Origin of the sequence: Solimonas fluminis (assembly GCF_002930645.1) — a bacterium.
Taxonomy (GTDB): Bacteria; Pseudomonadota; Gammaproteobacteria; order Nevskiales; family Nevskiaceae; genus Solimonas_A; species Solimonas_A fluminis.
The window spans coordinates 485769-509187 of the sequence record NZ_PSNW01000002.1; the positions used below are offsets into that span (position 1 = coordinate 485769).

The window sequence follows — 23419 nt, forward strand, 5'->3', positions numbered from 1 at the left end:
CTTGCGCGGCATGGGCCGTGCCGACAGGCTGTAGTCGACGAGACCGGATTTTCGCCATGCGCCTGCTCCTGCTGCTTTGCCTGTCCTGGGCCAGCCTGGTCCCTGCCGCGGAACCCGCGGCCGCGCTGCGCTACCCCGAGGATTTCTTCGTGGCCTACGGCAAGGCCGAGCCGGACTTGCGTGTGGAACTCCGGGGGGATGCCGAGGGCGTGGTGCTGCACGCGCGCGTGCTGTCGTCCAGCCGGCCGGAGCTTGAAGAGGATGTGACGCGTGCCCTGCTGGGCTGGCGCTTCCGCCCGGATCGCGAGGAGGGAAGGCCGGTCGCCTGGACCCGCGAAATCGGCTTCGTTTTCGCGGCACTGCCCGCGGCCGATGCGCCGGCGCGGTTGAAGAAGGAGATGCGCGTCTTCTATCCGGAGGGCAAGACCTGGAAGGGTGCCGATCCGGAGATCCTGCTCGAAGCGGCGGTGGCCGCCGACGGTGAGATCAAGAGTGTCCGCGTGCTCCAGTCCGTCGATCCGGAGCTTTCCCTCGCCGCAGTGCTAGCCGCGCTGCGGCGCGGCCGCGCTTGCGAGCCGGCGCAGCGCGAGGGCAAGGCGGTTGCCGGCCTGCTGCGCATTCCGCTGGTGCTCACGACGCTGCCTGCCGCCGTGAAGCGGGTGATGCCGGAGTATCCGCTCGAGTTGCGCAAGTCAGGCAACCAGGGCGACGTGCAGGTGGCGTTCACCGTCACCGCCGGGGGTGAGCCCCGCGGTATCCGGGTCATCGAGTCCGCGCACCCGGCGCTGGAACGCGCGGTGGTGGAGGCTCTGGGCCAATGGCGCTTTGCGCCGGCAACCCGGCGCGGCCAGGCAGTGACGGAAGAATTCTCCATGAGGCTGCCGTTCTCCTTGCAGAACGCGCCGCTGAGCATGTTGCGGCTGACGGCGGCCGAGCCCTATGCCCTCTCCGGGGAGCTGCGCTTTCCGGAGAACCTGCCCGAGGAGTTCCGCTACGACCAGCCGCCACAGGTGAAGCTGGCGCAGGCCGCGGCCTATCCGTTCGAGCTGCTGGCGGAGGGTGTCACCGGCTCGGCCACGGTCAACGCGGTGATCCGTCCGGACGGCAGGGTGCAGGAGGCCCGCATCCTGAACGCTACGCGTCCGGAATTCGGCCTTGCGGCGCGCGCCGCGATGGAAGCCTGGGAGTTCGAGCCGGCACGCAAGCAGGGCAAGCCTGCCTGGGCACTGATCACCCGTGAAACCAAGTTCGAGCGCAGCGGACGCGATGCCCCGGGCGAGTCGGCCCTGCGCCTGCTGCGGGTGCTGAAGGAAGGCCAGCCCGACATTCCTGGCTTGGCGGACCTCGACGCCCTGCCCCTGCCGGTCCACCAGCCCGTGCCGCTGCGTCCACCGGGCTCGCGGGGCGCCGATATCGGCGGCACCGTGGTCGTGGAATTCTTCATCGATCGCGACGGTCGGGCGCAGCTGCCCCGGGCACTGAGTTCGCCGGACGAGGGCCTGGCCTGGGCTGCGGTCACCGCGGTTTCACGCTGGCAGTTCACGCCGCCGCTGCGCGGCGGCCAGCCGGTGGACGTTCGCGCCAGCGTCCCCTTGGAGTTCCATCCGTCGGTCGCGCCGCCGGCAGGCGAACCCTAGGCGGCGCCGAGCCGCTCCCGCATCCAGCGCCCGATCTGCTCGATCTCTTCCTCGCAGACCTGGTGCTGCATCGGGTACTCGTGCCATTCCAGCTCGTAGCCGGCGGCGCGCAGGCCGCGCGCGGAGTCCGAGCCCCAGGCGAAGGGTACGATGGGGTCGAAGCGGCCGTGCGCCATGAAGATCGGCGTTCGGAAGCTGGCCGGGTGGATTTCCGATTCCACCTTCTGGTGCAGCGGCATGTAGGTGGACAGCGCGATCAGGCCGCCCAGCGGTTCCGGATGGCGCACGCCCAGGTGCAGGGTGACGGCGCCGCCCTGCGAGAAGCCGGCCAGCAGGATGCGCCGCGCCGGGATGCCGGAGGCGATCTCGGCCCCGATCAGTCCGGCGATGCGCTTCTCGGACTCGCGCAGGCCGGCTTCGTCCTGCCGCGCCGCGCGGTCCAGGGCCGGGATGTCGTACCAGGCGCGCAGCGGCATGCCGCCGTTGATGGTCACCGGCTGGATCTTCGCGTGGGGGAACAGGAAGCGCACGCGGTGGCCGGCCGGCAGTCCCAGTTCCGGCACGATGGGCACGAAGTCATGCCCGTCCGCGCCCAGGCCGTGCAGCCAGATGACCGTGGCATCCGCCGGGGCGTCCGGCTCGAGTCGTACCGCGTCCGCCGATTCGTGCTTTTTCATGGGGCGGGATTCTACAGCCGGCCCAGGGTGCCAACTTGGTACACTTGCCGCCCCCGGAGCGCCGCCATGACCCAGCTGCCGACCCTCGCCCTGTCCCTGACCCTCCTGCTGGCCGCCTGCGGCCAGTCCGGCGCGCTGTACCTGCCCGAAAAGGAGAAGGCGCCGGTGCCGCAGGCGCCGCCGCCCGCCGTGGCTCATCCGCCCGCCGACGCCGCGCAGAACCCGGTGCCCGAGGCGCCGCCTGCCGCCGTGGCCAAGCCCAAGAACGACTCTTCCCCGGACTCCCCCTAGTGGACGCTTTCACCTACCGCGACGGCCAGCTGCTGGCCGAACAGATTCCTGTCACCGAGCTGGCCGCGCGCCACGGCACGCCGCTGTACCTGTATTCGCGCAACGCCCTGCTGGAGCGCTACCGCGCCTTCGACAGCGCGCTGGCGCCGGTGGACCACCTGGTCTGCTTCGCGGTGAAGGCCAATTCCAACCTGGCGGTGCTGCAGACGCTGGCCCAGGCCGGTGCCGGCTTCGACATCGTGTCCGGCGGCGAGCTGCAGCGCGTGCTGCGTGCCGGCGGCAGCGCCGGCAAGGTGGTGTTCTCCGGCGTCGGCAAGACCGAGGCCGAGATGCGCGAGGCGCTGGACGCGGGCATCTACTGCTTCAACGTCGAATCCGAATCCGAGCTGCGCCGCCTGGATCGCGTGGCGCAATCGCTGGGCCGCCGCGCGCCGATCGCGCTGCGCGTGAATCCGGACGTGGACCCCAAGACCCATCCGTACATCTCCACGGGGCTGAAGAAGAACAAGTTCGGCGTGGATTTCGCCACCGCCGAGTCGCTGTACCGCGAGGCCGCGGCGATGCCCGGCATCGAGATCCTGGGCGTGGCCAGCCACATCGGTTCGCAGCTGCTCGACATCTCGCCGCTGCTGGAGTCGCTGGACAAGGTCCTGGGCCTGATAGACCGCCTGCAGGCCGCCGGCATCCGCCTGCGCCACATCGACGTCGGCGGCGGCCTGGGCGTGCGCTACAAGGACGAGGTGGCACCACTGCCTTCGGACTGGGCCGCGGCGCTGCTGCCCAGGCTCGCGGGCCGCGGCCTGCGCGTGCTGACCGAGCCCGGCCGCGCCATCGCCGCCAATGCCGGCCTGCTGGTGACGCGCGTCGAGGCGATCAAGGACAGCGGCGAGAAGCACTTCGCCGTGATCGATGCCGCCATGAACGACCTGATCCGCCCGACGCTGTACCAGGCCTGGATGGACATCGTGCCGGTGACGCCGCGCGACGGCGCCACGACGGAATACGACCTGGTCGGCCCGGTCTGCGAGACCGGTGACTGGCTGGGCAAGGACCGTGCCCTGGCCATCGAGGAGGGTGACCTGCTGGCGGTGCGCGGCGCTGGCGCCTACGGCTTCGTGATGGCCTCCAACTACAACACCCGCGGCCGCGCCGCCGAGGTGATGGTGGACGGCGGCAGGGCGCACGTGGTGCGCGCGCGCGAAACCATCGACGACCTGCTGCGCGGCGAGAACCTGCTGTGAGCTGAGGGTCTATCGGCACATGCCTGGTCGCTGCGTTGCCGCCCGGAATCGCGCCAGCCCAGCGGATCTGGAGATGTTTCAGGGTTTCAAATAGTGACGGCTGGCGCCGCGTGGCGCATTCCGGGCAGCAACCCGCAGGGCCGGGACTGCTTTTGCGCCCCGCGTTGTTGCTCGTCGCTGATGTACATTAAGTACACCGCACTCCTCGCGCCTGGCGGGGCGCAAAAGCAGCCTCCGGCGCAGCGACCAGACATATGCCAATAGACCCTCCCGCGGACAAGCCGCTGATCCTGATCGACGGCTCGTCCTGGCTGTTCCGCGCCTTCCACGCCCTGCCGCCGCTGACGGCGCCGGACGGCCAGCCCACCGGCGCCGTGTACGGCATGGGCAACATGCTGCGCAGGCTGATGAAGGACTACGCGCCGGAATACTTCTGCGTGGTGTTCGACCCGCGCGGCGACGTCTTCCGCAACGAGCTCTATCCCGAGTACAAGGCCAACCGCAGCGAGACGCCGGAGGACCTGCTGTCGCAGTTCCCGCTGGTCACCGAGATGCTGCGCACCATGGGGCTGCCGGTGCTGACCGTGGAGCGCTACGAGGCCGACGACGTCATCGGCACGCTGACCCGGCAGGCCTGCGCCAGCGGCCGCCATGTGCTGATCGTCACCAGCGACAAGGACATGGCGCAGCTGGTCAACGACTGCGTCCACCTGCTGGACACGATGAAGAACGTCCGCATGGACCCGGCCGGCGTGGTCGAGAAGTTCGGAGTGCCGCCGGAGCGCATCGTCGACTACCTCACCCTGATGGGCGACAGCGTCGACAACATCCCGGGCGTGCCCAGCGTCGGACCCAAGACCGCCGCCAAGTGGATCAACGAGTACGGCACGCTCGACAACCTGATGGCGCAGGCCGACAAGGTCGGCGGCAAGGTCGGCGAGAAGCTGCGCGAAGCGCTGCCGAAGCTGCCGCTGTCGCGCGAGCTGGCCACCATCCACTGCGAGGTGCCGCTGCCGGTCACGCTGGAAGACCTGCGGCCGCAGGCGCCGGAACCCGGCGTGCTGGCCGCGCTGTATCGCCGGCTGGGCTTCAATCGCTGGGCGGAGGAGCTCTCCCGCCCTGCGGAGGCGGCCACGGCGGTGGCTGAAGCCGCTCCGGCGGTGCTGGCGGCCGCGCCGGAGAGCCCGCCGTCTCCGGCCGGCAATGCCCAGCCCACCCAGGTGGAATGCGTGCTCGACGAGGCGGCCTTCGAGGCGATGCTGGCGAAGCTGCTGGCCGCGCCGCTGGTCTGCTTCGACACCGAGACCGACGCGCTGGACTCCAACGCCGCCGGCCTCGTCGGGCTGGCCTTCTCGGTGCAGGCCGGGCAGGGCTGGTACCTGCCGCTGGCGCACAACTACCTGGGGGCGCCGGAGCAGCTGAAGCTCGATGCGCTGCGCGACCGCCTGCGCTCCGTGCTGGAGAACCCTGCGATCCCCAAGCTGGCGCAGCACGCCAAGTACGATATCAACGTGCTGGCGCGCCATGGCATCGCGGTGCAGGGCCTGGCCCATGACACCATGCTGCAGAGCTACGTGCTCGACGCCGCAGGCAACCGTCACGACATGGACACGCTGGCGGAGAAGTACCTGGGCCATCGCACGATCAAGTTCGAGGACGTGGCCGGCAAGGGCAAGAACCAGCTCAGCTTCAACCAGGTGCCGCTGGACAAGGCCGCCGACTACTCGGCCGAGGATGCCGACATCACGCTGCGCCTGCACCAGATCATGCATCCGCGCCTGGAGGCGGACCCGCCGCTGCTGCGCGTCTACGAAGACATCGAGATGCCGCTGGTGCCGGTGCTGGCCGCGATGGAGCAGCGCGGCGTGAAGCTGGACGTGGCGCTGCTGCGCCAGATCAGCGGCGAGCTGGCCCAGCGCATGGACGAGCTGCAGAAGGCCGCCTTCGAGCAGGCCGGAGGCGAGTTCAACCTGGGTTCGCCCAAGCAGCTCCAGGCGATCCTGTTCGAGAAGCTGCAGTTGCCGGTGCTGGGCAAGACGCCCAAGGGCGAGCCCTCCACCGCCGAGGACGTGCTGGAGGAACTGGCCGCGCAGCACCCGCTGCCGCGCCTGATCCTCGACTGGCGCAGCATGCAGAAGCTGCGCTCCACCTATACCGAGCAGCTGCCGCTGGCGGTGAACCCGCGCAGCGGCCGGGTGCACACGTCCTATGGCCAGGCCATCGCCGCCACCGGCCGCCTGTCCTCGTCCGACCCCAACCTGCAGAACATCCCGGTACGCAACGCCGAAGGGCGCCGCATCCGCCAGGCCTTCGTGCCGGAGGCGGGCAATGCGCTGCTGTCGATCGACTACTCGCAGATCGAGCTGCGCCTGATGGCGCATTTCTCGAAGGACGAACGCCTGCAGGATGCTTTTCGCCGCGGCCTGGACATCCATCGCGCCACCGCCGCCGAGGTCTTCGGGCTGACACTGGAGGAAACCGGCGCCGAGCAGCGCCGCGCCGCCAAGGCGATCAACTTCGGCCTGATCTACGGCATGTCGGCCTTTGGCCTGGCACGCCAGCTGGCGATCCCGCGCGGCGAGGCCCAGGACTACATCGACCGCTTCTTCGGCCGCTATCCCGGCGTGAAGCGCTTCATGGACGAAACCCGCGTGCAGGCGCATGAGACGGGCTACGTGGAAACCCTGTTCGGCCGCCGGCTCTACCTGCCGAACATCCACTCCAAGAACCAGGCCCTGCGCCAGTACGCCGAGCGCACCGCGATCAACGCGCCCCTGCAGGGCACCGCCGCCGACCTGATCAAGAAGGCCATGATCGAACTGCACCGGCACCTGCGCCAGGATCTGCCGGACATCCGCATGATCATGCAGGTGCACGACGAACTCGTTTTCGAGGGTCCGGCGGCCCTGCTGAAGGAGCACGCGCCGCAGATTGCCGGCCTGATGTGCCAGGTCGCGCAACTTGCCGTCCCCCTGGTGGCGGACTGGGGCACCGGTTCCAACTGGGATGCGGCGCACGAGGCCGAGGGTCACGCAAGTAGCTGAAAAAGATCGATTTATAGTTTGAAACCGCCCCGAAAGCCGCGATTGTTGTCAAGCTAACGATCTGTTTTGGAAGTGTTTTATTCTATCGAATAAAACATATCGAGGGGAACATGAAACTCCATTGAACTTCGCGGGCGCGGCCCCATCTAATCCTTCGAGTGCTGATTCTCCCTGTCACACTCATCCGTCTCGACTCCCTGGACGGAAATCCGGCGCCCCCAAGCCGGAGCAGTTGCCCAGCGGATCCTCCCCCGGTCCGCTGGGCATTTTTATTTGTGGGGCTGAGAAGCGGGAAGTTCCCTTCTTCCCCTCGTCCGCTTGCGGGAAGGGGTGGCCGAAGGCCGGGAGAGGGTTGCTGTAACTCTCGCAGGGTCAACCCAGGCAGGCTTCACAGAGGCCCTCTCCACGGCAACGACTCCATGCCCTCGCCTGGCCCCTCTCCCACAAGCGTAAGAGGGAAACGAGACGCGCTGACCCAACCGTTCGCCCTGAGCTTGTCGAAGGGGGACGTATTCAGGTGGCCGTCCGTGGCGGGCGCTGGGCGGCCCAGGTGATGCGATTCAACGCGGTCCCGTGCAGACCGGTGGTGACGCCATCCATGGCCGGGCAGCGATTCCCCCTGAATGAACCCCTGGGCGGCCATCCATGGCCGCCCGCTCGGCGATCGCAGTTGATGCCTAAACGGCATCAACTGCGATCGCCGAGTCCCCCTCCCACCTTGGCGAAGGTCGCGTCCTCCTCGATCCCCAGCCACTCCCGGAGCAGCTTCTGCGCCTCCGGCAGGCCGGCGCGGTTCTCGGAGGAGAACAGCTGCACCGTGGCCGAGCCGCCCAGTTCCTTCTGCACCTTCAGCAGCGTGCCCTTGGCGGCGCCGAAACCGAGCTTGTCGGCCTTGGTCAGCAGGACATGGACGCGCAGGCCGCGGTGGTCGGCCCAGGCCAGCATCTGGCGGTCGTGGTCGCCCAGGGGGTGGCGGATGTCCATGATCAGGACCACGCCGACCAGGTTCTGCCGGTCTTCCAGGTACCGGCCGATCAGCTTGCCCCAGTCGCGGCGCACCTGTTCCGGCACCTCGGCGTAGCCATAGCCCGGCAGGTCGGCGAAGCGCCCCCCGGGAACCCCGAACAGGTTGATCAGCTGGGTGCGGCCGGGGGTCTTGCTGACCCGGGCCAGCTGTTTCTGGCCGCAGATCAGGTTGAGGGCGCTGGACTTGCCGGCATTGGAACGGCCGGCGAAGGCGATTTCCGGCAGGGCGTCCGCGGGCAGCTGGTCCAGGCGGGCGCAGGACAGGATGAAGCCGGCTTGGGCAAAGGGATTCAGCATCGGGCGTCGGCCATGTAGAATTGGGGGTTCAAGAATCTATTGTCGCGCTTTAAAGCCAGCCTTGCGCGAGCCACCGTCAAGATACAGAACTCATTTTTAGGGAGTTTTCCAGATGAAGCGCGTCCTGCTTGTCCTCGCCCTGTGCGCCCCGCTGTCCGTGTTCGCGGAAGCGGCTCCGGCGAAGAAAGACCCGATCACGCAGGGCGATGCCGCTGCCGGCGCCACCAAGTCCGCCCCCTGCGGCGCCTGCCACGGCCCCAACGGCAACAGCGCCATGCCGGAATGGCCGAAGCTGGCCGGCCAGAGCTCGCGCTTCATCTTCGACCAGCTCAAGGCGTTCAAGAGCGGCACGCGCCAGAACCCCATCATGCAGGGCCAGGTCGCCGCCCTGAGCGAGCAGGACATGCGTGACCTCGCCGCCCACTACGCCCTGCAGAAGCCGGCCCCGGGCCTGGCCAGCAAGGACGCCGTGGCCGTCGCCAAGCCGCTGTACCTGGCGGGCAACGCCAGCCGCGCCCTGCCGGCCTGCTCGGGCTGCCACGGCCCCGCCGGCGCCGGCAATGCCGCCGCCGCCTACCCGCGCCTGGGTGGCCAGCACGCCGCCTATGTCGCCGCCCGCCTGCGCAACTATCGCGAACTGGGCCTGAAGGGCGAGCTGCCGGACGGGAACCAGAAGATGATGGCCGCTGTCGCAGCGAAGCTGTCCGACAAGGAAATCGACTCGCTCGCGTCCTACGTCAACGGCCTGCAGTAAAGCTGCGTTAAACCGTCCAAACGTTCCTCAAAGGATTCTTCATGCGCGCCTTCGCCCGCTACCTCAGCGCTGCCTTCCTGGCCCTGACCGCCCTCGCCTGCTCGGCGCAGGACGGCCAGTTCACCGAGGGCAAGCAGTACCGCAAGGTGCGTGAGATTCAGCAGCCGGCCGACAAGAAGCGCATCCTGGTCGAGGAGTTCTTCTGGTACGGCTGCCCGCACTGCTATGCCCTGGACCCGGCGATCACCAACTGGGCCAAGACCAAGCCGGCGGACGTCGACTTCACGCGCGTGCCCAACACCCTGGGCCGCCCGGTGGGCGCGCTGCACGCCAAGGCCTACTACACCGCCGAATCGCTGAACGCGCTCGACAAGATGCATCCGGCGCTGTTCGACGCCATCCACAAGGAAGGCCAGCACCTGGAGAACGAGGCGCAGATCGCGGCCGTGTTCAATCGCACGCTGGGCCTGATGCCGGACATCTTCGGCAACACCTTCAAGGGCTTCGCGGTGGATGCGCGCTTCCGCAAGTCGGAGCAGCTGTCGAAGGACTACGGCATCACCAGCGTCCCGGTCGTGGTGGTGGGCGGCAAGTACATGACCAGCGCCGCCATGGCCGGCAGCTTCGAGTCGATGCTCAAGGTGGTGGATGCCCTGGTCGTCAAGGTGCGCAAGGAACGTGGCGGCCGCTAAGCGCAGGCCCCGCAACATCTGGTTGGCCCGGCTCCTCGCCGGGCTTTTTGTTGTGGGCGCGGCCCAGGCCCAGACGCCGCCCAAGCCCCCGGCCCGGCCTGCGGCGGCGCCCAGGGTGGCGACGCCGCTGGTGTCGCTGCAGAAGGCCTGCGAGCTGATCGGCGGCCGCCTGCAGAGCGTCGGCGTGGAGAACTGCCTCAACGCCGGCCTGCGGCCCAGCGGCGGCCAGAGCGTCAACGGCCTGCCGATCCTGTGGCGGGATTTCGCTCCCACCAGCCGCAAGGCCACGCCGCGCCGCATCCTGCTGATCGGCGGTATCCACGGCGACGAGCTGTCCTCGGTCAGCACCGTGTTCCAGTGGATGAAGGAACTGGAGACCAAGCAGGACCAGGCCTTCTACTGGCGCGTCGCGCCCTGCGTGAATCCCGACGGCATGCTGCTGCGCCCGCCGACGCGCGTGAACGCCCGCGGCGTGGACCTGAACCGCAACTTCATGACGCCGGACTGGAAGTCCGACGCGCTGGCCTACTGGGAAAACCGCACCCGCAAGGACCCTCGGCGCTACCCGGGTCCCTCGCCGCTGTCGGAGCCGGAAAGCCGCTGGCTGGACGAGGCGATCAAGGCCTTCCGTCCGGACGCGATCGTGTCGGTGCATGCGCCCTACGGACTGCTCGACTACGACGGCCCGGCGCAGGCGCCGGAGAATTTCGGCTACCTGCACCTGCACCAGCTGGGCACCTATCCGGGCTCGCTGGGCAACTACGCGGGCGTGTACCTGGGCATGCCGGTGATCACGCTGGAGCTGCCGCACGCGGGCATCATGCCGTCCTCCGCGCAGTCGCAGCGCATCTGGAACGACATGCTGCAGTGGCTGGAGAAGAACCTGCCGAAGACCGAGCCGGCGCTGTACCAGCGGCTGGACGACCATCCCTGGAATGGTGGGAACGAAGGCCGCTAGAAGCGGCCTTTTCCTTGTCCGCCGCCCGCTCCTGGCCAAGCGGAGAGACGGTGGGCCAGGACATGGATGCCCGAGGCAGGGCCGCGCATGGAGCAATGGCCGACAAGGGCAGGACGCCCGCAGCTAGGGCAACGCAGGAGCAGTTGCCGAGAGGGCTTGCGGGACGGGTGAAGCGGTTGCCCCAGCCGTTCGCCCTGAGCTTGTCGAAGGGTGAAGGCATCCGGGTAGCCATCCTTGGCGGGACTTCACTTCCGGATCGAGCCCCAGGGCGGCCCTCCATGGCCGCCCGTGCTCCATCGCAGGCCATGCCATGGGGGCCGGGCCGAAGCGCGATGACGCACCCGTTCGTCCTGGGCCTGTCGAAGGATGAACGCGATCAGGCGCCCGGATCCTAAAGGTTCTCCTCGCGGAAAATCTTCCACACGCCTTCGCCGTCCTGCTTCCAGAACTGCTGCTTGCGGCTGCGCTGGTTGAAGTTGTCGCTGCGGTAGTCCATCTCGAACTCGGCCAGCAGCAGCGGCGTGCCGGCGCCCGGGTAGCGGTAGAGGCTGATGTTGCCGAGCTTCACGTCGATGTGCTTCTTGCCGGCGTTCACGCGCTTCTTGTGCTCGGTGAACTGCTTGAGGTTCATGCCGCTGACGGTGAACTCGGGACCGTAGAAGGACAGGTAGCCTTCGGTGTCCCGGGCGGACCAGCGGGCGCGCCAGCTTTCGACGCGGGCCAGGAATTCCTCGCGGTCCTTCTGCTGCGCGGCGGGCGTGACCCACTCCAGCTCGTTGCTCAGCACCACCGGGGTGTCGCCCAGATCGATGTAGGGCTTGAGCGAGAGCAGGTCGTCGTTGGCCATGGTCACGCAGCCTTCGCTGGAGCGCGGGGCGCGGCTTTCGGTGTCGCGCGGCACGCCATGCAGCCAGATGCCGTGGCCGGTGCGGCGCTTGAAGACGTCCCAGGGGTTGGGGTAGTTCGTCGGCCAGGCACCGGCGCCGTACAGCTCCGGCAGCGATTCGTCCTTGAGCCAGCGGGTGATGTGGTAGATGCCGATCGGCGTGCGGTTGTCGCCGCGCGCTTCCTTGCCGGCGCCGTTCTTGCCCATGGCGGCGTAGTGATGGCGCATCAGCCGAAGCCTGCCGCCGTCGTTCTCGAAGACGTAGAGGCGCGCGCGCTGCAGGTCGGTGACCAGCAGGTGCTTGTGCGAGGCCGGCAGCTGCAGCACGGCGTTGGGGACGGTGCCTTCGGGCGGTACGGCCTTCTCGCTGTCCAGGCGGATGCGGGCTTCCTCGGCCAGCTCGGCCATGCGCTTGGGTTCCGGGGCCCCCTTCTCGGAGGCGGCGAGCAGCTGGCGGTAGACCGGTCGGGCCGGGATGAAGTCCGGCTCCTTGTGTGTGATGTCCTGCAGAAGGCTCAAGGCCTCGCCGGCCTTGCCCGCCTCGAGATGCCGGATCGCTTCGCCCAGGGCCCACTCGGCGTCGATCGGCTGGCCGTCATCCTTCCAGGCGACGCGCTGCGGGGCGGCCGGCTTGGCGGCATTGGGCACCGGTGGCGGCGGCCGCGAGACGGTCAGCTGGGCGATCGGCACGCTGACCGCCGGCGGCGCATCGTTCTGTGCCATCCGCGGCAACAGGAAGCTCGCGCCGAGCGCGGTGAAGCACACGGCGGCCAGGGCGGATAGCGAGGCTATCCACAGGGTGTAGCGACCTGGCATCGAAGCTGGGTGGGTGGTCAGCTGCCGCTCAGCGCGTGTATTCGCGGCTGATCTTCCAGCTGCCGCCCACCTGCTTCAGTTCCAGCGTCTTGGCGACCTGGTCGGAGAAGGCGTCGGACTCGTAGTCCTGGCGGAAGCTGACGCGCAGGCCGTCGCTGGTGCGGGCGATCTGCGGGTTCACCGTCTTGACGCTGATGCGCTTGGGACGGCTGATGCGGTCGCGGCGCTGGGCTTCCCAGGCGCCGCGGCTGAGGCTGCCCTCGGGCAGGAAGTCCGGCGCGTAGAGCGCGAAGTAGGCTTCCAGGTTCTTGCCGGACCAGGCCTGCGACCAGGCCGCGAGGGTGGCGGTGACCGCCTGGGTGGTGGCGGCGTCGATGTCGGCGGCCGGCGGCGGGATGGTGGCCGGCGCCGGGGCCAGGGCCGGGGCCGACGCCACCGGGGCGGCGGCACGCGGCGCCGGGGCGGCGACGGTGGTGGCCGGGTCGCTGGGGGCGTTGTCGAGCTGCCCGACCAGGCTCAGCTTGCGGCGCAGGGCGCCGTTGCCGGGGTCCAGCATCAGGGCGCGGTTGTAGGAGGCGCCGGCCAGGGCGGCGTAGATGTCGCCCAGGTTCTCGTGGGCCGTGGCGTAGCTCGGGTGGGTGGCCAGGGCGGCTTCCAGGGCGTCGCGGGCGCGCTCGTAGTCACCCTGCTGGGCATAGAGCACGGCCAGGTTGTTGTAGGGCTCGGGCAGCTGCGGGTAGTCGCGGGTCAGGTCGGCGAACACGCGGATCGCCTGCTCGGTGCGGTTCAGGCGCACCAGGGCCAGGCCGCGGACGAAACGGGCCTGCGCGTCCTGGGGGTTGGCCTGCAGGTGGGTTTCCACCTTGCGCAGGGCGTCGGCGGCATTGCCCTGGTTCAGCAGGGCCTGGGCTTCCTCGGCGACGCTGGCGGCCAGCACGGGAGCGGAAGCGAAAACGATCGCAGCAGCGGCGATACGGCAGAACTTGAGCATCACGCCGACCTCGGGCATTGAGTGTGATTTGATTTGCCGCTAAATATATCAGCAACGCGCCTGCGGAAGCGGCACCGGAAAGGAGGATTCAGCGCGCGTAGACGTCCGGCGTGCCCGGCGGGCGTTTCTTGAAGCGGCGATGGACCCAGAAGTACTGCGACGGGGCCAGCTTCACCCCCTCTTCCAGCACCCGGTTGATGCGCGCCGTGTCGGCCACGTCGTCTCCGCCCGGGAAGTCTTCCAGCGCCGGGAAGAAGGTGACGCGGTAGCGGCCGTTGATCCGGGCCGGGAAGTAGGGCACCACCTTGGCCCGGCCCATCTGCGCCAGGCGGCCGGTGGCGCTGATGGTCAGCGCCGGGTGGCCGAAGAAGGGCGCGAACACGGCGTTGCGGCGGTCCAGGGTCTGGTCCGGCGCGTACCAGATGCAGCGGCCCTCGCGCAGGGCCTTCACCAGCTTGCGCAGGTCCTCGCGCGGCAGGGCCGGCAGGCCGGAACGGGCCTCGCGCCAGTGGTGCATGTAGTGGTCCATGACCTTGTTCTCGTAGGGCCGGTACATGGCATGGAACGGGCGATTTGCAAGACAGAGGTAGCGGGCGCCCAGCTCCAGGGTGGTGAAATGCCCCGTCAGCAGCAGCACGCCCTGGCCGTCCTTCATGGCCGCGTCCAGGTGCTCCAGCCCCACCACCTCGCCATGGGGACGCAGCTTGTCGTCGGAGGCGAACCAGGCCAGCGCCGCCTCGAACACGCCGGCGCCCAGGTCGGCGAAATGCTCGTCCGCCAGGCGCTCGCGCTCGGCGGCCGGCAATTCCGGGAAGCAGACCTCCAGGTTGCGGCGCACGATGTGGCGGCGGCTGGGGATGACCCGGCCGAGGAAGCGGCCCAGGCCCGACCCCAGGGCCAGCAGCCAGGGCACCGGCAGCAGGCACAGCAGGCGCATCAGGCCGATGCCGAACCAGGTCGGCCAGTAGCGGGGCGAGAGGAAGGCAGGCTGGAAGGATCGGTCGGCCATCCGTGAATTGTAGCCGCCGCCGCCGCTGGTTACGCTTCCCGGGATGCGACTGCTCTATTCCTGCCTGCTGTACCTGCTGACGCCCCTGGTGCTGCTGCGCCTGTGGTGGAAGGGTTTCGAACTGCCCGACTACCGTCGCCGCTGGGGCGAGCGCTTCGGCTTCGTGCCGGCGCCGGCGCAGCCGGTGGAGGTCTGGGTGCACGCCGTGTCGGTGGGCGAGTCGCTGGCCGCCCTGCCCCTGATCCGCGCGCTGGTCGCGCGCCACGGCGAGGGCCGCGTGCTGGTCACCACCATGACGCCCACCGGCTCGCAGCGCGTGCGCGAGGCCCTGGGGGCCCAGGTGCTGCATACCTACCTGCCCTACGACCTGCCCGGCGTGGTGGCCCGCTATGTCGCGCGGATGCGCCCGCGCCGCGTCGTGGTGATGGAAACCGAGCTCTGGCCCAACCTGTTCCGTACGCTGGCGCGGCGCGGCGTGCCGCTGCTGGTGGCCAATGCGCGCCTGTCGCCGCGCTCCTTCCGCGGCTACGGCCGCGTGCGCGGGTTCACCGCCTCCGTGCTGGCGGACTGCAGCGAGGTGGCGGCGCAGAGCGAGGCGGACGCCGCGCGCTTCCGCGCGCTGGGCGCGCCGCGCGTGAGCACCATGGGCAACATCAAGTTCGACCTGGCCGTGCCGGAGGCGCAGCTGGAACTGGGGCGCAGCCTGCGCGACGCGCTGGGACAGCGCCCGGTCTGGATCGCCGCGAGCACGCACGAAGGCGAGGAGGAAGCCGCCCTCGCGGCGCATCGCGAACTGCGCAAGAGCCTGCCGGACGCCGCGCTGATCCTGGTGCCGCGACACCCGCAGCGTTTCGACGGCATCGCCAAGCTGGTGACGCGGGACTTCTCCTGCGCGCGGCGCCGGACCTGGGGCGGCGAGGCGCTGTCGGCGGACGTGTTGCTGGGCGACAGCATGGGCGAGATGTTCGCCTACTTCGCCGCGGCGCAGGTCGCCTTCGTCGGCGGCAGCCTGGTGCCGGTGGGCGGGCACAACGTGCTGGAGCCGGCGGCCCTGGGCCTGCCGGTGCTGTTCGGGCCGCAGATGCACAACTTCATCGCCGCGCGCGACCTGCTGCTGGGAGAGCATGCGGGCGAGCAGGTGGCGGATGCCGCGCAACTCGCCGCGGCACTGCTGCGGCTGCTGCAGGACCCGGCGCGGCGCAACGCCATGGGCGACGCCGGCCGCCGTGCCGTGGTCGCCAATCGCGGTGCGCTGCAGAAGCTGCTGGTCCTGCTCGACCGTGTCTGAGCTGGTGGTGATGCGCCCCTCGGGCCTGTACTGCCCGGCCGGCGACTTCTACATCGACCCCGCGAAGCCGGTGGCGCGGGCCGTGATCACGCATGCCCATGGCGACCATGCGCGCAAGGGCTCCATGCAGTACTGGTCCAGCCGCGAAGGCGAGGCCCTGCTGCGCGTGCGGGTCGGCCAGAAGACCTGGATCAACGCCCTGGACTGGGGGCAGCCCGCGCAGATCGGTGCGGCACGCGTCTCGCTGCATCCCGCCGGCCATGTGCTGGGGTCGGCGCAGGTGCGCATCGAGGCCGAGGGGCAGGTCTGGGTGATCTCCGGCGACTACAAGCGCGACGACGATCCTACCTGCACGCCCTTCGAGCCGGTGCCCTGCGACGTCTTCGTCACCGAGGCCACCTTCGGCCTGCCGGAGTATCGCTGGCCGGCGGCCAGCGAGACTGCCCGCGAGATTCACCAGTGGTGGGAGCAGAACGCCGCCGAAGGGCAGGCCTCGGTGCTGTTCTCCTATGCCTTGGGCAAGGCGCAGCGCATCCTGGCGGAGCTGACGCGCTATACCGGCCGCAAGGTCTGGCTGCATGGCGCGATGACGCCGCTGGTGGAGGTCTACCGCAAGGCCGGCGTGAGGATGCTGCCGACCGAATCCGCCGTGGCGCCGCCGCGCACGAAGGATTTCGCCGGCGAGCTGATCCTGGCGCCGCCGGCGGCGCGGGGCACGCCCTGGATGAAGCGCTTCCGGCCGTATCGCTGCGGTTTCGCCTCGGGCTGGATGCAGAAGGACCTGCGGCGCGAGGCCTACGACCGCGGCTTCATCCTGTCCGACCATGCCGACTGGGACGGCCTGCTGCTGAGCATCGGGCAGAGCGGCGCCAGGCGCGTGCTGGCGATGCACGGGCATACCGAGACGCTGGTGGCGCACCTGCGGGAGCAAGGCATCGATGCGGCGGCGTTGCCGGGGGCGGCACCGGGGTATTGAATCGCTGCCGGGGAAGACGCGAACCGTTCATGACGCGCAGGAGACGGGATGCGCTGCGCTTTCCCACCCTGCGGTTGATGGATTGCGAATTCCTGCTTCAGCGTGACGGGCTGTTCCGCATTCGCCAAACACCCTCGCCCGCATAGATCACCAGCGCGCTCCAGATGAACCCGAAGCCGATCCAGTGCACCTCCAGGAACGGCTCATGGAACACCAGCACGCCGCAGAGCAGCTGCAGCGTCGGCGTGAGGTACTGCAGCAGGCCCACCAGCGACAGCGGGATGCGGCGCGCGCCGTAGGCGAACCACACCAGCGGCAGCGCCGTGACGAAGCCGCCGAAGGCCAGCAGCCCGTCGGTCTGCAGGCCCTGGTGGCCGAAAGCTCCCGTGCCCTGGTGCTCCCACCACAGCAGCGCGGCCAGCGCGGGCAGGAACAGCAGGCCGCTCTCCACGGCCAGGCCCTGTACGGCGGGCACCGGCATCAGCTTGCGCCACAGGCCGTAGCCGCCGAAGCTCGCGGCGATGGCCAGGGCGATCCAGGGCAGGCGCCCGGCCTGCGCGGTCATGTAGACCACGCCGACGGCAGCGATGCCCACGGCCAGCCATTGCAGCGGGCGCAGGCGCTCGCGCAGCACGAAGACGCCCAGCAGCACGCTCAGCAGCGGATTGATGAAGTAGCCGAGGCTGGTCTCGACGATGTGGCCGGCGGTGACGGCCCAGATGTAGAGCCACCAGTTGCAGGCGATCAGCAGGGCGCTGATCAGCAGCATGCCCACGGCGCAGCGCGACAGCGTGCGAAGCCAGCCGAAGCCCTCGCGCAGGCCCAGCCACAGCGTCACCAGCAGGGCGCACCAGACGGTGCGGTGCGCCATGGTCTGCACGGCGGGCACCGCGGCCAGCATCTTCCAGTAGAGCGGGAACAGGCCCCAGATGAAGTAGGCGCCCAGCGCGGCGGCCAGGCCCTTGCGCGTTTCGTCGGCGCTCAAGCCGGCACCGTGCGCTCGCGCGCCCATGCGCGCAGCGATTCGATGCGCTCGGCCATCACCACCGACAGCGGCCGCGTGCGCTCCAGTTCGGCGCTGAGCAGGGCGTCGTCCAGCGGACGCTGGAGGGCGGCGGCCTCGTACAGCGCGCCGACCACGGCCTGCTCGATCTCGGCGCCGGAAAAGCCCTCTGCGGCCTGGGCCAGAGCCTCCAGGCCGAAGCGCGCGGGGTCCAGTTCGCGGCGCTTGAGATGGATGCGGAAGATCGCGGCACGCGCCGCGGCATCGGGCAGGTCCACGAAGAAGATTTCGTCGAAGCGGCCCTTGCGCAGCAGTTCCGGCGGCAGGGCCGAGATGTCGTTGGCGGTGGCGGCGACGAACACGCGGGCGCGGCGCTCGCTCATCCAGGTCAGCAGGGTGCCGAGCACGCGGCGGCCCACGCCCTGGTCCTCGCCGTCGGGCGCCAGGGCCTTCTCGATCTCGTCCAGCCACAGCACGCAGGGCGCCAGGGCCTCGGCGGATTTCAGCGCGTCGCGAAGGTTCTTCTCGGTCTCGCCGATCCATTTGCTGAACAGCGCGCCCATGTCGAAGCGCAGCAGCGGCAGGCCCCAGGCGCCGGCGATGGCCTTGCAGGCCAGGCTCTTGCCGGAGCCCTGCACGCCCAGTAGCAGCACGCCGCGTGGGGGGTCGAGCCTGGAGGCGGGGTCCTGGAAGACCGGGCGGCGGCGCTCCAGCCAGTGCTTCAGATTGGACAGCCCGGCGACCTCGTCCAGGGAGGCGGCGTCCAGTTCCAGGCTCAGGGCGCCGGCCTGGCCCAGGGTTTCGTGCCGGGCCTGCAGCAGGCGGTGCACGTCCTCGCGGGTGAGCATGCCGTCGTCGCGGATCGCGTGGCGGATGCGGCGGCGCGCCTCGGGTTCGGCGCAACCCACCAGCTGCTGCAGCAGTTGATGGACCGCGGCGGCCTCGCCGCGCAGCTTGGCCAGCCGGGGGCCGCGCTCCCAGGCGGCGACCTCCTCGCGCAGGATGGCCTTGAGCCGCTCCAGGTCCGGCAGGCTCAGCGACAGGCGCGCGCTGAGCCGGCGCAATTCCTCCGGCAGCTCCACGCCATGTCCCACGAACACCAGCGTGCGCGCGCGCCGTTCGTGGTCCAGCGCTATCTGCTTGACCAGCCGCAGGCAGGCCGGCGACTGCAGGAGGGCGTGGGCATCCATCAGCGCGTAGACGCCCACCGACATCGAGCGCTCGATCAGGCGCAGGGTCGTCTCCAGCTCGCGGGTCTCGGCGCCCTCCGTGTGCGGGTCGGGCGTGGTGCCGGCGTGGGCGCGCAGGCCGTCGGCGATGTTCCAGCGGTACAGCGGCCACTGCTCCAGGTTGCAGGCGCGGGCCAGCAGTTCGAGCAGGCGCGACTCCTCGTGCGTATCGACCGTGATGATCGGGAAGCGCGAGCGCAGCAGCAGGCTGAGGTCGTGGAAGTCGTTCACGCGGGCATCCGGCTGGGGCGAGACGGCGCGCAGTGTGCCGGAGCGGGGGTAGATGCGCCATGGCGCGGGCCGCGTTAACGTACGCGCCATTCTTCCAGAGGGTCTTTCATGCACGTGCTGGTCACCGGCGGTACCGGCTTCATCGGCAAGGCGCTTTGCGAGGCGCTGCTGGAGCGCGAGTACGAGGTGACGGTGCTGACCCGCAACGGCGGCAAGGCGCGCGAACTGCCGTTCGGCACGCGCATCGCGATGAAGATGGACGGCATCGGCGGCTTCGATGCCGTGGTCAACCTGGCCGGCGAGAGCCTGGCGGAGCATCGCTGGACCGAGGAGCGGCGGCAACTGTTCATCGACAGCCGCGTGCAGACCACGCGGCGCATGGTCGATCACCTGCGCTCGGCCGGGGATCTGCCGCGGGTGATGGTGTCGGGCTCGGCCATCGGCTGGTACGGGGCCCGCGGCGACGAGGTGCTCAACGAGCAGTCGAATTCGGGGGGCTACGACGAGTTCCAGTCGCTGCTGTGCCGCGCCTGGGAGGCCGAGGCGCGCAAGGCGGAGAAGCTGGGGCTGCGCGTCTGCCTGCTGCGTACCGGCATCGTTCTGGAGCGCGACGGCGGCCCCCTGGCCAGGATGCTGCCGCCGTTCCGCGCGGGGCTCGGCGGCCGGCTGGGCAGCGGCCGACAATGGATGTCCTGGATCCATCGCGCGGACCTGGTCGCGATGATCCTCTGGCTGCTGGAGGACGAGCGCTGCCGCGGCGTCTACAACGGCACCGCCCCCGAGCCGGTGACCAATGCCGACTTCGCGCGCGAGCTGGGCCGGGCGGTGGGCCGGCCGGCCCTGCTGCCGATGCCGGGCCTGGCGCTCAAGGCCATGGCCGGCGGTATCGCCGATATCCTGTTGACCGGACAGAGGGTTTTTCCGCAACGGGCGCTGGACGGCGGGTTCCGCTTCCAGTATCCCGAACTGCCGGGCGCCCTGTCCGCGATCCTCGGCAAGACCTGACCGGGAAGTCGGTGCTTTCCTACCCCCGGCGGGTCCGCCGGAGGATAGGCCGCGGGCGCCGGGAGGCCTAGAATCGGCTCATGAACGTGATGAACTGGAAGGCCGGCAAGGTATACCCGATGACCCGCGGGGAACCGCGCACGGAGGCGGGGGATTTCGATCCGGGCCGCCACGAGGCACTGCTGCGCACCGATCCCGGCGGCTACGCCGAGATGGTCCGCACGGTCACCGCCTTCGGCATCTACCTGATGGACCGCGAGGGCCGCATCCAGAGCTGGAACCAGGGCGCCGAGAACCTCACCGGGTTCGGCGAGCGGGAGATGCTGGGACAGCATTTCAGCGCGCTGTTCGCCGAGCAGGCCCAGCGCGAAGGCCAGGCCTTGCGCAACCTCGACTTCGCCGCCAACAACCGCCATTGCCGCGACGAGCACCGGCGGCGGCGGCTGGGGGGCGAGGAGTTCTACGCCCTGAGCACGCTGGATGCGGTGCGCGACGACGCCGGCGAGATCCTGGGCTTCGTCGAGGTATTCCATGACATCAGCGAGCAGAAGGAGCGCGAGGAACGCCTGTACCTGCGTGCCACGCGCGACCCGCTCACCGGCGTCTTCAACCGCGGCCATTTCAACGAGACGGCGCAGCAGGAGATCGAGCGCGCGCGCCGCTTCGCCGAGCCGCTGTCGCTGGCGATGCTCGACATCGACCATTTCAAGAAGATCAACGACACCCATGGGCATGAGGTGGGCGACACGGCCATCATCGGCCTGGCGCGCACCTGCAGCAACAACCTGCGCAAGATCGACCTGCTGGGCCGCCTCGGCGGCGAGGAATTCGCGATCCTGCTGCCGCGTGCCAACAAGCAGGCGGCACTGGAGATGGCGCAGCGCCTGCGCCTGCTGATCGCGGCCCAGCGCATCCCGCTGCAGGGCCAGGAACTCAGCTACACGGTCAGCATCGGCATTTCCACGCTGCTGCCGACCACGCGCGATCTCGCCGAACTGCTGCGCCACGCCGACGCTGCGCTCTACCAGGCCAAGCGCGAAGGCCGCAACCGGGCGATCGCCTGGTTCGAGTAGCCTCCAGCCCCTAGAGGTACGGCGAGAACAGCCACCAGAAGGCGTCGTAGAGCCGCGACGGCAGCGGCCGCCGTTGCAGGGCCTTGGCGTGCAGCAGCCGCGATCGCGTACGCAATTCCTTGAAGTGCGTGCTCATGCGCCCGGCGAATTGGCGGTCGTAGGCCTCCACCACCAGCTCGAAGTTCAGGCGCAGGCTGCGCGGGTCGAGATTGGCCGAACCCAGCAGCACGTACTCGTCGTCCACGATCAGCAGCTTGCTGTGCGCGAAGGGCGGCGGCTGGTAGTAGATGCGCATGCCGCGCAGGATCAGGTGCGGCAGCTGGTGGCGCATGGCGCGGTGCATCTTGCCCTGGTCGGATTTCTCCGGCAGCAGGATCTGGATGTGCACGCCGCGCAGCACGGCGGCCTCCATGGCCGCCACCAGTTCGCGGGGCGGCAGGAAGTAGGGCGTGATGATGCGGACGCGCCGGCGCGCGGAGGCCAGCGCCGACAGCAGCACCAGGGTCAGTTGCCCCAGGTCTTCGTTGGGGCCATCGGTGATCACGCGGCAGATCGCCCCGCCCTCCACTTCCGGTGGTGGCAGTGCGGGACAGGGACAGTCGCCGCCGCCGGCGTAGCGCCAGTCCTGGCCGAAGACCTCCGCCAGCTGCTGCACCACCGGGCCGCGCAGCTCGAAGTGCAGGTCATGCTCGGGCCTGGAGTTTTCCGGATCGTGGGCCATGTGCCGCAGGCTGATGTTCATGCCGCCGGTAAAGGCCAGGTCGCCGTCGACGATCAGCAGCTTGCGGTGGTTGCGCAGGTTGAGGTGCAGCGAGGGCGGCAGCAGCGTGGGTGGGTGGAAGCGCAAGGTGTTCACGCCCAGCTGGCGCAGCCGGCGGCTGGCACAGCCGCGGCGCAGGCTCAATTCGGCGAAGCCGTCCACCAGCACGCAGACCTGCAAGCCGCGCTTCTGCGCGTCCGCCAGCGCGGCGATGAACTGCTCGCCGGTCTTGTCCACGTCGAATATATAGCTGGCCAGCAGCACCGACTGGCGTGCCGCGGCGATCGCCTCCAGCATGCGCGGATAGGCCTGTTCGCCATCGTGCAGCGGCTCCACCAGGTTGCCGTCCAGCAGCGGGCGGCGGGTGATGACGTCGGCGGTGCGGGCCAGCTGCTCGAAGGCGGACGGGACGGCGGGCCGCTCGTGGCCGGGGCTGCGGCGGTGGCGTGCATCGCGTTCATGATCCAGGCCGACGCCGCGGCCGAGGGTATGGCGTGGCGGCCGCAGGCGGTGGGCGCGCGTCTCCACGCGGTTGATGCCGAACAGGAAATACAGCAGCGCGCCGCCGTAAGGGAGCATCAGGCAGACGATGATCCAGCCCCAGGCGGCGCGCGGATCGCGCTTCAGCAGCAGCGCGTGGCCGCAGGCGAACAGGGACAGCAGCAGCGCGACGGCGGTGCCGAGCAGGTGCCAGTGGATCATGGGCCGGCGGTGTCCAGGGCGATTTCGGTCACCACCGGCAGGTGGTCGGAAAGACGCTCGGCGAGCACGTGCGCGCGGCTGATGCGCAGGCCGTCGCCGGCCAGCACGTGGTCGATGATGCGGGAGGGCTTCCAGCTCGGGTAGGTGGGCATCTCATGGAGGCTGCGCAGGCCGCAGGATTGCAGCACGCCATGCGCCGCCAGCTCCGCCGGCTCGCAGTTGAGGTCGCCCACCAGCAGGCTGCGCGGGTGCGCGCGCATGATCTCCGCCAGGTATTCCAGCTGCAGGCTGCGGGTGCTGCGGGTCAGCGCCAGGTGCGTGACGATCAGCCGCAGCGGCGCCGAGCCCTGCGGCTGCAGCTCCAGCTCCAGTGCGCCGCGGCCGCGCAAGCGGCCCGGCAGCGGATGGTGGCGCAGGACCTTGAGCGGCACGCGCGAGAGGCAACCGAGTGCATGCTGCGCGAAGGGACGCAGGTCGCGGTTCACGGCCGCGTGCCAGTGCGGGAAGCCGCCCTGCGCGGCGAGATACTCCACCTGGTTCAGCGATTGCGTGCGCAGGCTGCCTGCATCGGCCTCCTGCAGCGCCACCACGTCGTACTGGCTGGCGAGATGGGCGATGCGGTCCAGTTGCGCCCTGGTGCCGCGCGAGGGCAGCACATGCTTCCAGGCATTGGTCAGGTAGTGATGATAGCCGTGGCTCTGCATGCCCACCTGGATGTTGAGCGACAGCACGCGCAGCGAGGGAGCGGCGTCGGTCGTCGGGGCGGCGGTGTCGGTCATGCGGATCATGGACCTGGACGGTTTGGCCGAGGGTAACACCAAGGCGGCGAACGG

At 69.6% G+C, this 23419-nt stretch carries 20 protein-coding genes; 11 read left to right on the plus strand and 9 right to left on the minus strand.

The window, feature by feature from the left end; genetic code table 11:
* Positions 1-56: 56 nt before the first annotated feature.
* On the plus strand, positions 57-1637 hold the full coding sequence (locus C3942_RS06090) for a TonB family protein (protein ID WP_165797349.1): 1581 nt from the start codon (positions 57-59) through the stop codon (positions 1635-1637).
* Here the strand turns inward: C3942_RS06090 and C3942_RS06095 are convergent.
* Positions 1634-2314, minus strand: coding sequence for an alpha/beta hydrolase (locus tag C3942_RS06095; protein WP_104229468.1), 681 nt, complete (start codon positions 2312-2314; stop codon positions 1634-1636). The two genes, C3942_RS06090 and C3942_RS06095, sit on opposite strands and share 4 nt — an antisense overlap.
* Before the next feature lie 66 nt (positions 2315-2380).
* Here C3942_RS06095 and lptM point away from each other — a divergent pair, with 66 nt between their 5' ends.
* The 3 genes from lptM to polA all read left to right on the plus strand — a co-directional run bounded on the left by lptM (position 2381) and on the right by polA (position 6890).
* Positions 2381-2605: an LPS translocon maturation chaperone LptM gene (lptM, locus tag C3942_RS22535; RefSeq protein WP_207765987.1), complete on the plus strand. Its 225-nt coding sequence runs from the start codon at positions 2381-2383 to the stop codon at positions 2603-2605.
* Entirely contained in the window at positions 2605-3846 is a 1242-nt protein-coding gene (gene lysA / locus C3942_RS06105; protein ID WP_104229469.1) for a diaminopimelate decarboxylase, read from the plus strand. The genes lptM and lysA overlap by 1 nt, the downstream gene beginning before the upstream one ends.
* Before the next feature lie 254 nt (positions 3847-4100).
* Positions 4101-6890, plus strand: a complete 2790-nt coding sequence (gene polA / locus C3942_RS06110) for a DNA polymerase I (RefSeq protein WP_104229470.1) — start codon at positions 4101-4103, stop codon at positions 6888-6890.
* A 687-nt stretch (positions 6891-7577) separates the two neighbouring features.
* On the opposite strand, the gene yihA is transcribed toward polA, so the two are convergent.
* Entirely contained in the window at positions 7578-8213 is a 636-nt protein-coding gene (gene yihA / locus C3942_RS06115) for a ribosome biogenesis GTP-binding protein YihA/YsxC (protein ID WP_104229471.1), read from the minus strand.
* 112 nt (positions 8214-8325) lie between these two features.
* Here yihA and C3942_RS06120 point away from each other — a divergent pair, with 112 nt between their 5' ends.
* From C3942_RS06120 to C3942_RS06130, 3 genes are all read left to right on the plus strand, one after another.
* A complete protein-coding gene (locus C3942_RS06120; RefSeq protein ID WP_104229472.1) occupies positions 8326-8967 on the plus strand; it encodes a c-type cytochrome in 642 nt (213 codons plus the stop codon).
* A 41-nt stretch (positions 8968-9008) separates the two neighbouring features.
* Complete coding sequence (locus C3942_RS06125; protein ID WP_104229473.1) at positions 9009-9659, plus strand: thiol:disulfide interchange protein DsbA/DsbL; 651 nt, start codon at positions 9009-9011, stop codon at positions 9657-9659.
* 115 nt (positions 9660-9774) lie between these two features.
* Positions 9775-10617 (plus strand): M14 family murein peptide amidase A, encoded by an 843-nt coding sequence (locus C3942_RS06130; RefSeq protein ID WP_243393525.1) that lies wholly within the window; start codon positions 9775-9777, stop codon positions 10615-10617.
* A 391-nt stretch (positions 10618-11008) separates the two neighbouring features.
* Here the strand turns inward: C3942_RS06130 and C3942_RS06135 are convergent, their stop codons facing one another.
* The 3 genes from C3942_RS06135 to lpxL form a co-directional block, all read right to left on the minus strand.
* Positions 11009-12319 (minus strand): L,D-transpeptidase family protein, encoded by a 1311-nt coding sequence (locus C3942_RS06135; protein WP_243393526.1) that lies wholly within the window; start codon positions 12317-12319, stop codon positions 11009-11011.
* Between the two features lie 28 nt (positions 12320-12347).
* Positions 12348-13328 carry a nuclear transport factor 2 family protein gene (locus tag C3942_RS06140; RefSeq protein WP_243393527.1) on the minus strand — a complete coding sequence of 327 codons (981 nt, stop codon included), beginning with the start codon at positions 13326-13328 and terminating at the stop codon, positions 12348-12350.
* Positions 13329-13398: 70 nt separating this feature from the next.
* The gene (gene lpxL, locus C3942_RS06145) at positions 13399-14319 is read right to left on the minus strand and encodes an LpxL/LpxP family Kdo(2)-lipid IV(A) lauroyl/palmitoleoyl acyltransferase (RefSeq protein ID WP_104229475.1); all 921 of its coding nucleotides are present in this window, start codon (positions 14317-14319) and stop codon (positions 13399-13401) included.
* Positions 14320-14362: 43 nt separating this feature from the next.
* On the opposite strand from lpxL, the gene waaA reads away from it, so the two are divergent.
* Together waaA and C3942_RS06155 are read left to right on the plus strand one after the other, a co-directional pair.
* Positions 14363-15607, plus strand: a complete 1245-nt coding sequence (gene waaA, locus C3942_RS06150; protein WP_104229476.1) for a lipid IV(A) 3-deoxy-D-manno-octulosonic acid transferase — start codon at positions 14363-14365, stop codon at positions 15605-15607.
* 10 nt (positions 15608-15617) lie between these two features.
* The gene (locus tag C3942_RS06155) at positions 15618-16583 is read left to right on the plus strand and encodes a ligase-associated DNA damage response exonuclease (protein ID WP_104229477.1); all 966 of its coding nucleotides are present in this window, start codon (positions 15618-15620) and stop codon (positions 16581-16583) included.
* Positions 16584-16680: 97 nt separating this feature from the next.
* Here C3942_RS06155 and rarD read toward each other — a convergent pair whose 3' ends face one another.
* Together rarD and C3942_RS06165 are read right to left on the minus strand one after the other, a co-directional pair.
* Positions 16681-17595 carry an EamA family transporter RarD gene (rarD, locus tag C3942_RS06160; RefSeq protein WP_104229478.1) on the minus strand — a complete coding sequence of 305 codons (915 nt, stop codon included), beginning with the start codon at positions 17593-17595 and terminating at the stop codon, positions 16681-16683.
* Positions 17565-19046, minus strand: a complete 1482-nt coding sequence (locus tag C3942_RS06165; RefSeq protein ID WP_207765989.1) for an AAA family ATPase — start codon at positions 19044-19046, stop codon at positions 17565-17567. Before C3942_RS06165 ends, rarD begins: the two co-directional genes overlap by 31 nt.
* A 108-nt stretch (positions 19047-19154) precedes the next feature.
* Here C3942_RS06165 and C3942_RS06170 point away from each other — a divergent pair, with 108 nt between their 5' ends.
* Both C3942_RS06170 and C3942_RS06175 read left to right on the plus strand, forming a co-directional pair.
* Positions 19155-20051, plus strand: coding sequence for a TIGR01777 family oxidoreductase (locus tag C3942_RS06170; RefSeq protein WP_104229480.1), 897 nt, complete (start codon positions 19155-19157; stop codon positions 20049-20051).
* A gap of 80 nt (positions 20052-20131) precedes the next feature.
* Complete coding sequence (locus C3942_RS06175; RefSeq protein ID WP_104229481.1) at positions 20132-21124, plus strand: GGDEF domain-containing protein; 993 nt, start codon at positions 20132-20134, stop codon at positions 21122-21124.
* A gap of 10 nt (positions 21125-21134) precedes the next feature.
* On the opposite strand, the gene C3942_RS06180 is transcribed toward C3942_RS06175, so the two are convergent.
* Together C3942_RS06180 and C3942_RS06185 are read right to left on the minus strand one after the other, a co-directional pair.
* The gene (locus C3942_RS06180; RefSeq protein WP_104229482.1) at positions 21135-22586 is read right to left on the minus strand and encodes a phospholipase D-like domain-containing protein; all 1452 of its coding nucleotides are present in this window, start codon (positions 22584-22586) and stop codon (positions 21135-21137) included.
* Entirely contained in the window at positions 22583-23365 is a 783-nt protein-coding gene (locus C3942_RS06185; RefSeq protein WP_104229483.1) for an endonuclease/exonuclease/phosphatase family protein, read from the minus strand. Before C3942_RS06185 ends, C3942_RS06180 begins: the two co-directional genes overlap by 4 nt.
* Positions 23366-23419: the final 54 nt, after the last annotated feature.

What these genes read in the sequence shown, in the direction of transcription:
- C3942_RS06155 (WP_104229477.1), top strand. Translation starts at nt 15,618, where the DNA reads ATGCGCCCCTCGGGCCTGTACTGCCCGGCCGGCGACTTCTACATCGAC.
- waaA (WP_104229476.1), top strand. Translation starts at nt 14,363, where the DNA reads ATGCGACTGCTCTATTCCTGCCTGCTGTACCTGCTGACGCCCCTGGTG.
- C3942_RS06170 (WP_104229480.1), top strand. Translation starts at nt 19,155, where the DNA reads ATGCACGTGCTGGTCACCGGCGGTACCGGCTTCATCGGCAAGGCGCTT.
- C3942_RS06175 (WP_104229481.1), top strand. Translation starts at nt 20,132, where the DNA reads ATGAACGTGATGAACTGGAAGGCCGGCAAGGTATACCCGATGACCCGC.
- rarD (WP_104229478.1), bottom strand. Translation starts at nt 17,595, where the DNA reads ATGGGCGCGCGAGCGCACGGTGCCGGCTTGAGCGCCGACGAAACGCGC.
- C3942_RS06125 (WP_104229473.1), top strand. Translation starts at nt 9,009, where the DNA reads ATGCGCGCCTTCGCCCGCTACCTCAGCGCTGCCTTCCTGGCCCTGACC.
- lpxL (WP_104229475.1), bottom strand. Translation starts at nt 14,319, where the DNA reads ATGGCCGACCGATCCTTCCAGCCTGCCTTCCTCTCGCCCCGCTACTGG.
- C3942_RS06185 (WP_104229483.1), bottom strand. Translation starts at nt 23,365, where the DNA reads ATGACCGACACCGCCGCCCCGACGACCGACGCCGCTCCCTCGCTGCGC.
- polA (WP_104229470.1), top strand. Translation starts at nt 4,101, where the DNA reads ATGCCAATAGACCCTCCCGCGGACAAGCCGCTGATCCTGATCGACGGC.
- C3942_RS06140 (WP_243393527.1), bottom strand. Translation starts at nt 13,328, where the DNA reads ATGCCCGAGGTCGGCGTGATGCTCAAGTTCTGCCGTATCGCCGCTGCT.
- lptM (WP_207765987.1), top strand. Translation starts at nt 2,381, where the DNA reads ATGACCCAGCTGCCGACCCTCGCCCTGTCCCTGACCCTCCTGCTGGCC.
- C3942_RS06120 (WP_104229472.1), top strand. Translation starts at nt 8,326, where the DNA reads ATGAAGCGCGTCCTGCTTGTCCTCGCCCTGTGCGCCCCGCTGTCCGTG.
- yihA (WP_104229471.1), bottom strand. Translation starts at nt 8,213, where the DNA reads ATGCTGAATCCCTTTGCCCAAGCCGGCTTCATCCTGTCCTGCGCCCGC.
- C3942_RS06095 (WP_104229468.1), bottom strand. Translation starts at nt 2,314, where the DNA reads ATGAAAAAGCACGAATCGGCGGACGCGGTACGACTCGAGCCGGACGCC.
- C3942_RS06135 (WP_243393526.1), bottom strand. Translation starts at nt 12,319, where the DNA reads ATGCCAGGTCGCTACACCCTGTGGATAGCCTCGCTATCCGCCCTGGCC.
- C3942_RS06090 (WP_165797349.1), top strand. Translation starts at nt 57, where the DNA reads ATGCGCCTGCTCCTGCTGCTTTGCCTGTCCTGGGCCAGCCTGGTCCCT.
- C3942_RS06180 (WP_104229482.1), bottom strand. Translation starts at nt 22,586, where the DNA reads ATGATCCACTGGCACCTGCTCGGCACCGCCGTCGCGCTGCTGCTGTCC.